The 12,925-nt window shown below is 59.3% G+C and carries 14 protein-coding genes; 5 read left to right on the forward strand and 9 right to left on the reverse strand.

The window, feature by feature from the left end:
* Window positions 1–238: 238 nt before the first annotated feature.
* On the forward strand, window positions 239–643 hold the full coding sequence (locus Q0J85_RS09640; RefSeq protein WP_294480866.1) for a hypothetical protein: 405 nt from the start codon (window positions 239–241) through the stop codon (window positions 641–643).
* Between the two features lie 10 nt (window positions 644–653).
* On the opposite strand, the gene Q0J85_RS09645 is transcribed toward Q0J85_RS09640, so the two are convergent.
* The 4 genes from Q0J85_RS09645 to Q0J85_RS09660 all read right to left on the reverse strand — a co-directional run bounded on the left by Q0J85_RS09645 (window position 654) and on the right by Q0J85_RS09660 (window position 4,905).
* On the reverse strand, window positions 654–1,073 hold the full coding sequence (locus tag Q0J85_RS09645; RefSeq protein WP_294480867.1) for a hypothetical protein: 420 nt from the start codon (window positions 1,071–1,073) through the stop codon (window positions 654–656).
* A 9-nt stretch (window positions 1,074–1,082) separates the two neighbouring features.
* Window positions 1,083–2,990, reverse strand: coding sequence for an NAD(+) synthase (locus Q0J85_RS09650; RefSeq protein ID WP_294480868.1), 1,908 nt, complete (start codon window positions 2,988–2,990; stop codon window positions 1,083–1,085).
* Between the two features lie 24 nt (window positions 2,991–3,014).
* Window positions 3,015–4,430 carry a Na+/H+ antiporter NhaC family protein gene (locus tag Q0J85_RS09655; protein WP_294480869.1) on the reverse strand — a complete coding sequence of 472 codons (1,416 nt, stop codon included), beginning with the start codon at window positions 4,428–4,430 and terminating at the stop codon, window positions 3,015–3,017.
* Window positions 4,431–4,500: 70 nt separating this feature from the next.
* Entirely contained in the window at window positions 4,501–4,905 is a 405-nt protein-coding gene (locus tag Q0J85_RS09660; RefSeq protein WP_294480870.1) for a hypothetical protein, read from the reverse strand.
* A gap of 272 nt (window positions 4,906–5,177) precedes the next feature.
* Between Q0J85_RS09660 and Q0J85_RS09665 the strand changes: the two genes are divergently transcribed.
* Genes Q0J85_RS09665 through Q0J85_RS09675 form a run of 3 tightly spaced genes read left to right on the forward strand, consistent with a single transcriptional unit; the run spans window position 5,178 to window position 7,591 of the window.
* Window positions 5,178–6,164, forward strand: a complete 987-nt coding sequence (locus Q0J85_RS09665) for an FMN-binding protein (RefSeq protein WP_294480872.1) — start codon at window positions 5,178–5,180, stop codon at window positions 6,162–6,164.
* A 26-nt stretch (window positions 6,165–6,190) separates the two neighbouring features.
* Window positions 6,191–7,141 (forward strand): prepilin-type N-terminal cleavage/methylation domain-containing protein, encoded by a 951-nt coding sequence (locus Q0J85_RS09670; RefSeq protein ID WP_294480874.1) that lies wholly within the window; start codon window positions 6,191–6,193, stop codon window positions 7,139–7,141.
* A gap of 3 nt (window positions 7,142–7,144) precedes the next feature.
* Complete coding sequence (locus Q0J85_RS09675) at window positions 7,145–7,591, forward strand: hypothetical protein (protein WP_294480876.1); 447 nt, start codon at window positions 7,145–7,147, stop codon at window positions 7,589–7,591.
* Window positions 7,592–7,658: 67 nt separating this feature from the next.
* On the opposite strand, the gene Q0J85_RS09680 is transcribed toward Q0J85_RS09675, so the two are convergent.
* The gene (locus Q0J85_RS09680) at window positions 7,659–8,726 is read right to left on the reverse strand and encodes a Gfo/Idh/MocA family oxidoreductase (RefSeq protein ID WP_294480878.1); all 1,068 of its coding nucleotides are present in this window, start codon (window positions 8,724–8,726) and stop codon (window positions 7,659–7,661) included.
* A gap of 18 nt (window positions 8,727–8,744) precedes the next feature.
* Window positions 8,745–9,527 (reverse strand): ThuA domain-containing protein, encoded by a 783-nt coding sequence (locus Q0J85_RS09685; protein WP_294480880.1) that lies wholly within the window; start codon window positions 9,525–9,527, stop codon window positions 8,745–8,747.
* Between the two features lie 177 nt (window positions 9,528–9,704).
* Here Q0J85_RS09685 and Q0J85_RS09690 point away from each other — a divergent pair, with 177 nt between their 5' ends.
* Window positions 9,705–10,583 carry an AraC family transcriptional regulator gene (locus tag Q0J85_RS09690; protein ID WP_294480883.1) on the forward strand — a complete coding sequence of 293 codons (879 nt, stop codon included), beginning with the start codon at window positions 9,705–9,707 and terminating at the stop codon, window positions 10,581–10,583.
* 1 nt (window position 10,584) lies between these two features.
* Here the strand turns inward: Q0J85_RS09690 and Q0J85_RS09695 are convergent, their stop codons facing one another.
* The 3 genes from Q0J85_RS09695 to rfbC are packed head-to-tail and all read right to left on the reverse strand — an operon-like array spanning window position 10,585 to window position 12,921.
* On the reverse strand, window positions 10,585–11,508 hold the full coding sequence (locus tag Q0J85_RS09695; RefSeq protein WP_294480884.1) for a glycosyltransferase family 2 protein: 924 nt from the start codon (window positions 11,506–11,508) through the stop codon (window positions 10,585–10,587).
* A gap of 8 nt (window positions 11,509–11,516) precedes the next feature.
* Complete coding sequence (gene rfbD, locus Q0J85_RS09700) at window positions 11,517–12,362, reverse strand: dTDP-4-dehydrorhamnose reductase (protein ID WP_294480885.1); 846 nt, start codon at window positions 12,360–12,362, stop codon at window positions 11,517–11,519.
* A gap of 13 nt (window positions 12,363–12,375) precedes the next feature.
* Entirely contained in the window at window positions 12,376–12,921 is a 546-nt protein-coding gene (gene rfbC / locus Q0J85_RS09705) for a dTDP-4-dehydrorhamnose 3,5-epimerase (RefSeq protein ID WP_294480887.1), read from the reverse strand.
* Window positions 12,922–12,925: the final 4 nt, after the last annotated feature.

Consider the following 12,925-nt stretch of genomic DNA (forward strand, 5'->3'; position numbering starts at 1 on the left):
GCGAACTCCAGAAGAAGATCGACGAATACAAGGCTTCCGGCAGGAAAATCCCCGCCGAATGGATCCGCAATCCGTTCCACCTCAGCTATTACCGGGAACGCGGAATGCTTTCGGAACCGCCCTCTCCCCGGAGAAACAACGCGGATTAGACTCAAACCCGGTTGCAATTCCGTCGTTCCGGCAGTATTGTATCGACACCATCCGCTGAAAGGAAAACAATGACAGGGAGCCGAATCTCATGAGAATCCTCATCATTGCGTTGACGCTGTTCTGCGCCACTGCCGCATTGTGGGCGAAAGATGAACTGAAAATCGAAAATCCCCGCTACGATGCGAAAGAGAAAAAAGTACACTACGAACTCGTGAATGTCTCCGGAGAAGAGATCGTAAAATACAGTTACGACGTCGATCTCAAACTCGACAGAGTCCGCGTCGAGGACCTCGTCGGCGGCGGTGCAAACCTGCCGAAAGACGGACGTCAGCCGAAGATCATCGATCTGGACAAAGCTCTTTCGAGCCGCGAACTGCGGAAAATCTCCGCCAATCCGAAAATCAAGATCGATTGTTCCACCCGCTCCATCGAATTCAAAGGAGGCAAAGTCACCCGGAAATTCGGCGAGCGGAAAATCAAACGCATTCGCTGATCTCGCAGTTTCACTCCCCGTGCGGGACGTTCTCCTCCCGCACGCGCAGGAGCGGCAACGCACTGCTGATCGTGTCGACGTCACGCAGCCAGCTCCGGCGGCCGTCCACGAGCCCCCAGAGCCGAACCTCCGCCCGCGTCGTGTAGCTCACCAGCACATCGTTCCCGCTCCCGGCAACCCGGAACTCCCGGTCGCCGGAACGATGCGCATATCGGTTCCCATCCGTATCGTCGTCGGCCGTCCGGGCGTAGTCAAGGCGCGAAAGCGCGGCTTCAAAGGCGGCGAGGAACTCCCGTTTTTCCACCTCATCCGGGCAGCTCACCACCTCGAACATCACGATCTCCTGACATTTCCATCTCGGCGAAAGCGCCAACGCCGCAATCCCCAGAAACAACAGCCCGAGACCGATCACCCAGAGGCGTTTTCCCATATCGTCTCCTCACAAACTCCAGACCGCATCACTCGCGTCGCTCGGCATACGCCAGTCGCCACGCGGCGAAAGCGCGATCGTCCCGACCTTCGGCCCGTCCGGAATGCAGCTGCGCTTGAACTGCTGGCGGAAGAATCTCCGCAGGAAAGTCGCGAGCCACCGCTCAACCACCTCCGGCGTGTAAACTCCGGCGAACGCCGTCTCGGCGAGAAACCGGATCTTCTCAGGCTCCGCCCCGTACTTGATGAAGTGGTAGAGGAAGAAATCGTGCAGCTCATACGGTCCGATCAATTCCTCGGTCTTCTGGCTGATCGCACCTGTTCCGTCGGCGGGAAGCAGCTCGGGACTCACCGGCGTATCGATCACGTCGCGCAGCACGGCGGCGAGCTCCGGTTCGGAACGCTCCGCAGTCGTCTCGATCAGAAACCGGATCAGCGTCTTCGGAATCGAGCAGTTCACGGCGTACATCGACATGTGGTCGCCGTTGTAGGTGCTCCAGCCGAGCGCAATCTCCGACAGATCCCCCGTGCCGATCACCATCCCGCCGGACTTGTTCGCGACATCCATCAGAATCTGTGTGCGCTCGCGCGCCTGTACATTCTCATACGCCGTATCGTGCACGGCAGGATCATGGCCGATGTCGTGGAAATGCTGCAGACACGCGGCCTTGATGTCCACCTCGCGCAGCGTCGTGCCGAGCAGTTTGCAGAGTTTCACGGCGTTGTTATAGGTGCGGCCCGTGGTCCCGAAGCCGGGCATCGTGTAAGCGATGATCTCCGAAGCGGGGCGGTTCAGCAGTTTGCAGCACTCCGCCGCGACCAGCAGCGCTAACGTCGAGTCGAGACCGCCCGAGACGCCGATCACCATCGTCTTTGCCTGCGTATGTTCGACCCGTTTCGCGAGACCGGCACACTGAATGTCGAAAATCTCGCGGCAGCGTTCGCGCCGATCCGCCGCCTCTTCCGGCACGAACGGGCGACGCGCGATCTTCGCGTACCGGCAATCCGGCGAGCCTGCCGCCTCCGGCAGAACAATCGTCCGGAACTTCACGCTCTCCGGCAGAACATTGTCGTTGAATGAACTCTCGGAAAGCCGCGCCGCTCCGATTCGCTCCAGATCGACGTCGGCATAAACCAGATTCGAGACGCGCTCAAATCGCGTATTCTCCGCCGCGAGACGCCCGTTCTCCGCAATGAGCGCATGCCCGCCGAACACGAGGTCCGTCGTCGATTCGTGGACGCCCGCCCCCGCCAGCACATAGGCCGCGAGGCAGCGCGCGCTCTGCTGCTTCACGAGTTCGCGCCGGTAAGTCGCCTTGCTCGCAAGCTCGTTGCCCGCCGAGAGATTGAAGATCGCCCGCGCCCCGCCCAGAGCCAGATGCAGCGACGGCGGCAGCACACACCAGAGATCCTCGCAGATCTCCACACCGAACCGGAACGGCCCGCCGCAATCGAACAGCAGATCCGTCCCGAACGGAATCTCCTCTCCGCTGAGACGCACCGTTCCACCACACGACCCGCGCCCGGAGTGAAAATGGCGTTTTTCGTAAAACTCCCGGTAATTCGGCAATACACTCTTCGGCACGATGCCGCAAATTCTTCCGTCAGCGACCACCGCCGCGACATTGTAGAGCGCCTCATTGGCCCGGAGCGGCAATCCAATCACCGCAACGGTTCGGCTGCCCGCCGTCTCATGCGCAAACCGGAGCGCCGCCTGCTCCGCCGCCACGAGCAACCGCTCCTGAAAAAACAGGTCGCCGCAGGTATAGCCCGTGACACAAAGCTCCGGAAACACCACCGCGTCAGCGCGTTCCTGCTCCGCGAGGCGGTAACAGCGCAGCAGCTCCTCCACATTGAACTCGACGTCGGCGACGCGCAGCTTCGGCACCACCGCGGCAAACCGGTAAAATCCAAACATCTTTTTTCCCTTTCCAGCAAAATTTTACAAAACCATTCCGGCGATCCAGCCCGCGACAAGAAGCGGCAGATTGTAGTGCAGGAACGTCGGAATCGTCGAATCATAAATGTGATCGTGCTGCCCGTCGGCGTTGAGTCCCGCAGTCGGCCCGAGGACCGACTCCGACACGGGAGACCCCGCATCTCCAAGCGCCCCCGCCGAACCGACGATCGCGATCGTCGCCAGCGGAGAGAGTCCCATCGCCGCGCACAGCGGGACGTAAATCGCCGCGATCAGCGGAACCGTCGAAAACGACGAGCCGATCCCCATCGTGATGATCAGCCCGATGAGCAGCATTGCGAACACCGTCACCCCCTTGTAGTCGAGCGCGGCGCCCTGAACGAGCGAGACAAGCTCCGAAACGCCGCCGGTCTCTTTCATGACATTCGCGAACCCGGCGGCAGCGATCATCACGATGCCGATTCCTCCCATCAGATGAACGCCCTGTACGAACACATCCTGCGTATCGCGCAGCCGGATCACTCCGGCAATCACGAACACCATCACCGCAAGCAGCGCGCCGACCAGCAGGGAGTCGAGAAAGATCTGCACGACGAGCGCCATCAGAATCGCCGCAATGCCGACCAGCACGTTGAACGGTTTGATCTCGACCGGTTCGGTCGTTTCCACCATCTTCTCCGTTTCCGCAGCCTTGTAGATTCTCGGCCGGCGATAACTGAAGAACACCGCGATCAAAAGCCCGGCGACCATGCCGAGCGCCGGAATCAGCATCGCGGGCGACGCCTGCGAGGCGTGCACCTCCATACCGTTGCGCGTGATGTTGTCGAGCAGAATGTTGTTCAGATAGATCTTTCCGAATCCGACCGGCAGAACCATGTACGGCGTGATGAGACCGAACGTCAGCACGCAGGCGACCGCGCGCCGGTCGAGCTTGAGCTTCTCAAACACCGGCAGCAGCGGCGGAATCAGAACCGGGATGAACGCGATGTGCATCGGAATCAGATTCTGGGACGAGATCGAAATCAGCGTCAGGATTCCGAGGAGCATGTATTTGAAATAGAGCAGCCGCCGCGCGGTCAGTTCGGTTCCGATCCAGGCGAAGAGTTTGCGGGCGATGAGTTCCGTCACGCCGGACCGGGAGATCGCGATCGAGAAAGTTCCGAGCATCACGTAGTTGATCGCGAGCACCGCGCCGTTGTCGAGGTTGCTCAGGAACGCTTTCATCGTCCCGCTGAAACCGCCGACGCAGCAGTTCCAGAACGCATGGAACTCGCCGTGACCGAGCATCGCCCACGCCTCTCCGCCGTCGACGGCCCCCATCAGCCCGCCGACCACGGAAGCGACCACCAGCGCAAACACCACGTTCATCCGCAGTGCCGAGAGCGCCAGCAACACCGCGACCGCGACCAGAACGGGATTCGTCAACAACTCCCAGACCATTCCATTCCAACCTTTCCCAAATCAATACTTCTACACGTCGTTTCCACAGACCGCATTCCCCTGGCCGTCTTCACTCTCCGCGCGCCCGGTAGAGAAACATCACAAGCACGAGCAGCAGCAGAAACAGAATCAAAAACAGAAAATAACTGATCATCGAAGCGAGTTTCTGCTTCGGAGTGACCCGCAACCCGAGCTTCGTCTGCACCAGATGAGTCAAGTTCGGCAGCAGGATGAATGCAGCCGTGACCAGGATCAGCGGAAATGCCACGAGGAAAAACACGCCGGTCAGATCCGTGGAAACCACCGTCATCACGCAGCCGAACACGAGCAGAGTGACGAAACATCCCGGCGCCGCGACTTTCACGCCGGTATCGGCGGCACGCTCCGAGCGGCGCAATCCCGGGACACCGAAATAGATCCCCGTGATCGCCGCCAGCACGGCCAGAGTCGACAAAATAAATGGATCCTGAAACATCAAAAAACTCCTTTCGGATAATATCGCCCCGAAAGTGCCGAATATCAACCCCGGGAGCGTAAATCCCCCCTGTTATTTTTTCCGCCAGATCCGCTGTTGCAACCCATTGTAAAAAATTAGATTAATCTAACTGGCAACTGTTGACATTCTCATTTCAGATGGTATATTATCCACAGTTACTGCGTGAGCCGCCTCAATTTTCAGAAAAAGCAACAACGGCTTGACCGCAACATAAAATTAGTTTAATCTAATTAATAAAAAGGGAGTGAATTATGCTGAAATATTCCGCGATCATCGGAACCGTTCTGGCCGGAGTCATCACCGCTGGAGCGCTGGAAATACCGGATGAGGTGAAACATTTTTCCCGGGAGATACGGAAACGATTGCCCGGGGTGGCGAAGTACGAACCGGTAGAAAATGGTATATACACTGTAAACGACAAAAGCGGCAAGAAACTTGGAACGCTTTATCTGGAACGCATTTCCGATGACGATCGGCAGATGGGTTATGCCGGAACGATCGAAATCGCCGTCGTCTTCGACCCGGCAGGTAAGGTGGCGGGTGTTCTTCTGGGAAGAAATCAGGAGACTCCATCGTTCCTGAACAGAGTCCGGGCGGCGAAGTTTCTGGACCAGTGGAACGGCCTTCGGATGGAGGAGATCCTCGACAAACAGGTCGATACCGTAACCGGAGCGACGTACAGCAGCAGCGCCATCCGCGCCGGAGTGCGAAAACTGGCGGAAAGTTATCTGGCGGAAGGGAAGAGATCCGAAGAGGAAGAAACCGGACTTACCGCGGAAGAACGGGCTGCCGTCGAACGCGAACTCGTCCAACTGGAACGGAAAGTTCAAATGCACAGGCGGATCTGGGAATCGAGCGAACGGCTTTTGAAACAGCTCCGGGAACGAAAGGAAGAGGAGCTGGAACTCCGCTTCATTGCTGCGGTTGACGGGAAAGAGGCCGCAGCTGAGTTCGCGAAAGAACATGACATGATGTTCTTCAACCATCCCCGCCGGGGTCCGGAAAAAAAGAGCCGGACGGAACTGCTCGGAGAGGCCTACAGATCCTCGCGCTCGGCCGAAGATCTCGCGAAACTGAAAGCGGCGATTCTGGAGGATTACGAAGGGCTGCTGTTACGGGTTCCGCCGCACAACGAGGAACACCTGAAAGCGATGAAGGCTTCGCAGGAACGGGTGGAACTGCTGAAGAAAAAACTCGGATATGCCGACCAGACCGGCTCTCCGGCCATTACCGAATAAACCTCAATCACGGAGTCAACGGAAAAATGAAACCATCCATCGAACTTGTTTCCATGCAGAATCACAACATCGGCAACGACACTTCTGCGTCGTTCCGCAACGCAACGTCAACCGGCCGCCGGACGCTGAACGCGGCGGACGCGCGGTCCGTTATCCGCACCCGCGCCACGATCAGGACAGCATTTACACTCATTGAACTTCTGGTCGTGATTGCGATCATTGCGATTCTGGCGGGAATGCTGCTGCCGGCGCTGAATCAGGCTCGGGAAAAAGGGGTGGGGGCCTCCTGCATCGGCAGGCTGAAAAGCATCGGACAGGCGGATGCGCTTTATCAGAATGATTTCGGTTACATCTCGCCCGCGCGGGAGTATCTTGCCGGAAGCCGGGGGCTGTACTGGTGCGGCGACACCTCCTCCAGCGGCGGCGGGAGCGGAGATTCGATCGATTTCACGGCGGAAGGTTATCTGACCCCCTACATCAAGAGAGCAACCGGCAGCAACGACATCGGTTCCGAGCTTTCGTCAAATGCCTTCATCTGTCCGTCCGGAGTCGTCCAGGGGATGCTGACCGGCCAGAAAGTGACGGCTGCGAACGGCGGCGGTTACGGGGTGAACCGGAACGTGCACGGGACGCTTTTCATGGCCTCCCCCAGCATGAAATCGGCCTATCCGCTGCTGCGCCCGGGCCAGATTCCGAAACCGTCGCAGACCATCGGTTACGGCGACTCGGCCACCAGCAGCGGTTCGGAGCTTAAGGTGAACAACCTGATCAGCGGAAACAAGGTTCATTTCCGTCATGGGAAGCGAGGGAATTTCGCGTACGCCGACGGACACGTCACGTCACTGCCGGGCTTTTACACGCACTCGTGCGGTTCGGGATTCGGAACATCAAACCCGGATGAAGCCAACAACATCGGCTGCGTGAATCCGGACGAGGCCGACTGCAACACGGAAAACAGCTTGTTCTGGAGCCGGTAAATCATGAAACGAAAAATCATGATCGTGATTCTGCTTGCGATCTGCGCGACGGGACTCTGGTTCTTCCAGGTCAGCGGAAAAAGCGTGGAAACACCGCGCGAAATCCCCGCCTCCCCCGAGCAGAAAAAGGAACTTCAAACCGCATTGAGCGTCATCGAACAGGCGTTCGGCAGCAACAACACAGCGACGGTTTCGCAACTCTATGGGCTTTCCGATCGGGAACGAAAAGCCGCCGAGTGCGAAACCGGAATCGATCCGGTACGTGCCGGGATGGAACTGCTCGGTGGATTCGGCCGCAAGCTGAAAGTCGAAAACGCCGCGTTTCTCGCCGTCGACCGGATGCCCGCACGTTTCTATATAACGGGCGATCTCTGCGACGGCCGCACAGTCCGGTTCACGCTGAACCGGACGAAACGCGGACTGCGCCTCAATGAGGTTGTCGTCCGCTGACGGAGAAAAAACGGGCGCCGTCCGCAACCATCCGGACGACGCCCGCTCTTTTTGTCCGAAACACCCCTCAGAACTTGACGGGGGCTCCGGTTGCGGCCGATTCGTAGATCGCATCGAGCAGCCGCATGACGGTGACTCCCTCTTCGGGCTGGACGAGGAACGGGGTGTTGTCCCGCACCGCGTCGGCGAAGAGCAGGAATGCATTGCGGGTTTCGGGGGCCGAGTGCATTTTGCAGTCGAACTGCCGCCCCTCCATCTCCTGATAGAACTCGACATCCCAGGAGTAGCCCTCATTCAGGTTGTACTGATAGAGCCCGCCCTTATCCCCGAGAATCCGGGTGGACATCTGCTCATTCTCGCGGATGTTCGATGCCCAGGCGGCGTCAAGTTCGAGGGTTGCGCCGTTCTTGAACTTGATCATCGCACAGGCGAGATCTTCAACGGTGTAGTTGAAACCGCGTTCGGCGGCAAGTTTTCCGGCGAGCGCGCAGTAGGTGCTGCCCATAACCCACGCCGGTTCCGGATATCCCATGAGCCAGAGCGCCAGATCGAGCCGGTGGACGCCGAGATCGATCAGCGGACCGCCGCCGGACTGGCTCTTGTCGAAGAACCAGCTGCCCGCGCCGCCGCCTTTGGTGTTGAATCCGGAGGCGAGACCGGGGACGCCGCGGCGCCGCAGCCAGACGCTGCGCCCGTAGTAGATATTGCCGAGACGGCCTGCATCGACGAGATCTTTCATCGCGCGGGACTGCGGGTTGAACCGGTAACTGAAGTCGATTCCGAGCTTCAGGCCGAGCCGCTTCGCGGTGTCAAGCATCTCCTGCGCCTCGGCGGTGTTCATCGCCATCGGCTTTTCGCAGAGGACGTTCGCTCCGGCTTCGAGTCCGGCGATGGTCAACTCTTTGTGCTGGTTGTTCGGAACGGCGACCGAAAGGATGTCGAGCTTCTCGTTCCGGATCATGTCGATACCCTCGGAGTAGACTTTCGGCAGATGGAACTCCGCCTTTGCCCGCTCGCGTTTCTCTTCAATGCGGTCCGCAATCGCGACGACCTCAACGTCGGGGTGCGACATGTATCCGGCAAGGTGTCCATAACCCATGCCGAGACCGATGACGCCGGCTTTCAATTTTGCCATGATGCGCGTCTCCCGATCTTACTTGTTGGAGCCGTCGGCATTCTGGAGAACACCGGCTTTCGGGGCGCCGGGATCGACCGAACGGATCTCTTCGAGCGCCGGGTAGCACGGGGCGCACATTTCGCGGAAGAAAGCCGGTTTCGCCCAGCGGACCGCGTTGCCGATCACGCGCAGAACGTCCTTGTTGTAGTAGTTCGGATAAGACTCATGGCCGGGCTGGAAGTAGAAAACCTTGCCGTAACCGCGCTCGAGCGTGAAGCCGCTGCGCATGACGTTGCCGCCCTCGAACCAGGAGATGAAGATCAGCTCCGCATCGCGCGGAATGTCGAAACGCTCGCCGTACATTTCCTCGTGCGCGAGCTCGAAGTATTCGCCGATGCCCTGCGTGATCGGATGCCACGGGGCGATGTTCCAGAGCCGCTCTTTCTCGGCGGCTTCCCGCCACTTCAGAGATCCGGAGCAGCCGGTGACCGCCTTGAAGATCTTCGAGAAGTGACCCGAATGCAGCACGATCAGCCCCATTCCCTCATGGATGCGCTTGAGCACCTTTGCGACAATATCGTCACGCACCTCGGCATGGGCGCAGTGTCCCCACCAGATCAGCACGTCGGTCGAACCGATGACTTCATCGGTGAGGCCGTGCTCGGGCTCATCGAGCGACGCAAGCCGGATGTTCAGGTCGTCGGCCGCGATGCCTTTGGCAATGGCGGCATGCAACCCCTCGGGATAGATCGCCTTGATACCTTCATTTTCTTTCTCATGACGGAACTCATTCCAGATGGTGACGTTGATCTTGCTCATCGCAAACTCCTTGTTTTTTTGTGAAAGGGTTCTCTATTCTTAATTAAGTATAACTGCGATTTTCTGAAAAACAAGGGACGTGAAGATTGCATTTTGTGATTTTGGGAAACCTTTTGTGAGTTTGGCTTGAAAAAATCCTCCCGAAACAGTAAAATATGAAAAACGCAGAGGAATCGAATGCCCGGCAAATTGAGATTTTCCAAAGTACGCAAGTGGCAGGTGCAGTTTGAAGTGCACCGTCCCTTTGCCACGCTGCCGCTGCCGGATGTGGTGGTCGAGGAGGTGCAGAACACGCCCTCCTACCGGATGGACGGGCGGCTGCGCGGGGACTCCGGCGGACAGCTCTCGATCACGCTCAGGGGACGCGGGGGAATCCGGATCGCCGGAGTCGATCACCCCCTCACGCCGGGGCGGGCATTTCTGCACAATCACGAAGACCCCGATGTCTGCTACTACTACCCGCCCGACGGAACGGAAACGTGGAACTTTCTCTGGATGGCTTACGACGGGGAGTACGCGCAGGAACTGATCTCGGAAGTCAACCGGAAATACGGTTATCTCTTCGACGTACCGCTGAACGCGCCGCTGGTGGCGAAGCTGATGTCCTACAAAAACTATCAAAATGAGATCCTCGTGCTCTCGCCGCTTGAGGCCGGGACGCTCGCACTCGAAACGATCGGAATGCTCTGTTCATCGAAAGAGAACGAACTGCGCGAATCGCCGCGGAGCTCACTCATCCGGGACGTCCAGACCGTCATCGCCGCCGAACTCGCCGGAAAACTCGATGCCGGTTCGCTGGCAAAACGATTCCGGATCTCGCGCGAACATCTGTCCCGCATCTTCCGGGAACAGACCGGCAGCACGCTTCACGACTACATCACCCGGGCGCGGCTGCGCACGGCCGTGGATCTGCTGCTCCAGACCCGCATGACCGCCAAGGAGATCGCCGGTTCATGCGGTTATGCGGAATATTCCGTGCTCTACCGGCTCTTCCGCCAGAGGCTCGGGGTCTCGCCGGACGAGCTGCGCAACAGCGGATTCCGTCCGGATATCTGACTCAGACCACCAGAAACATACCCAGATTACGCAGAAATCCGCTCTTGAAAATCCGGTGACGCCACAAAATCCGCCGCCGTTCCAGGAATCCCGCTTCCGGCAGCCGGGCGACGTCCGCAAGCAGAGCGAGCTCCTCTGACGACAAACGCCCGCGGAACTGCTCCCGGAACGCCCCCGCCTGACGGCAGAGCCGGAAAAGTCGTCCCCGGACCTCCCCGATTCCGAGCGACAGCTTCCGGCAAAAATAGCCGACGCCGTATCCCGACGCCCCGAACACGTTGTCGCCATGCTGCCGGTACAGCAGCGTCGATTCCGGCAGGTATTCGATTCTGCCCAGACACGCGGCGGTCAACATCAGCCAGTGGTCGTGCATAAACGCTTCCGGCGGAATCGGAAGAGCCAGCTCCCGCAAAGGACGGTTGAACAGCATCGTGCAGCCGCAGGCCGCATTCTGCAACAGCAGATGCCGCAGCTCCAGACGCCGCGGATCGATGTGTTCGTGCCGAAAAAAGGAGTCGGCGACAATTCGGAGCTTCTCATCGGCGACGGCCAGGTCGGAAAACAACAGAAGCGGCGTCCCGGCCGGAAGTTCCGACGCACGTTCCTCAAACGCGGCACGGCTGTGCCCGATCTTCCCGGGAAGCCAGCAGTCATCATGGTCGCAGAACATGATCCGTTCCGCCCGGGAAGCCTCGAGAAGCGCGGCAAAATTCTCCCGGGCAGTGGCTTTTCCCCCGGGCAGAAGAACGATCCGGCCGGGATCCCGCCGACGATACTCCTCGAGAATCGCCGCGGTGCCGTCGGTCGACCCGCCGTCGCGGATCAGCAGCCGCCAGTCGCGGTCCTCCTGCGCCAGAATGGAATCGAGCTGCGCCGCGAGAAACCGCTCCGAATTGAACACGGCCAGCAGAATGTCGATCGTCATGCCGACACTCAAAACTCCCCGGCCAGAAACTCCCGGAGCGCATCGCGCCACTCCGGCATCGGCGGGAGATTGCACAAGCGCAGCATTCTCTTCTCCAGACGGGAATTGGCCGGCCGCGGCGCAGGACGCGGGAACTCCGACGTCGTGCACGGAATCACTTTCTGCTCAATTCCGCGCTGCCGGAAAATCTCGCAGGCGAACTCATACCATGACGCCTCCCCCTCGCACGTCAGGTGAAAGGTGCCCGTGAGCAGAGGCCGGTTGAGAATCCCCCGGAGCGCATCAGCCACCGCCAGCGTACTGGTCGGATTGCCGCGTTGATCGTCCACCACTTTCAGAACCGGCCGGCTGCCGTCGGCAAGTTTCAGCATCGCATGGACGAAGCTCGGGCCGCCCGGCCCGTAAAGCCAGCTGATCCGGCAGATGACATGGTCGGGACAGCGGCGGCGCACCGCCTCCTCCCCCGCGAATTTGCTCTGCCCGTAGACCGTCGCCCCGCCGTTCGCCGCATCGAACTCATGATACGGCCGGGAACTCGCGCCGTCAAACACGTAATCGGTCGAAATCGCGATGAGCCGCGCCCCGTGCCGCGCACACGCGCCGGCAACATTCGCGCTGCCGAGCGCATTGAGTTTGTAGGCGAGATCCTGTTTGCTCTCACAGTCATCGACGGCGGTCATCGCCGCGCAATGAATCACCACATCCGGTTTTTCCCGGGCGACCAGCGCATCGAAAGCGCTCTCATTGGTGATGTCCCCATCCGGCAGGTCGGTCGGGATGAGCGTATAATCCGCAAGTTTCTTCTGCAGCGTCCGGCCGAGCATTCCGTTGGCCCCGGTAATCAAGATCCGCATGTTCAGCACCTCCTTACAGATAATCGGCCTCGTCGAACGGGACACCCTCCTGGTCTTTCCTGGAAAGCAGATAATTTTCGGGAGGGATCTGCCATTCGATCCCGAGCTTCGGATCGTCGAACCGGATCGAACGCTCGTGCGTCGGAGCATAGATGTTGTCGCACTTGTAGGCGAACGTCGCCGTGGCGGACAGCACCGCGAATCCGTGCGCCATCCCGCGCGGAGCGAAGAGCTGGCGCTTGTTCTCCCCGGAAAGCTCCACCGCCACGCTCTTGCCGAACGTCGGCGACCCTTTCCGGATATCGACGACCACATCGAGCACTTTCCCCTCGATCACCCGCACGAGTTTCGCCTGCGTGTACGGCGGCATCTGATAGTGCAGCCCGCGCAGCACGCCGTAGGTGGAAAAAGATTCGTTGTCCTGCACGAACTCGACATCGATCCCGGCTTCCGCAAATCTCGCCTTGTTCCACGACTCAAAAAAATAACCGCGCGCATCGCCGAACACTTTCGGCTCGATGATCTTCACGCCCTCGATTTCCGTATCAATCACGTTCATATTC

The organism is uncultured Victivallis sp. (assembly GCA_944389935.1).
Classification (GTDB): domain Bacteria; phylum Verrucomicrobiota; class Lentisphaeria; order Victivallales; family Victivallaceae; genus Victivallis.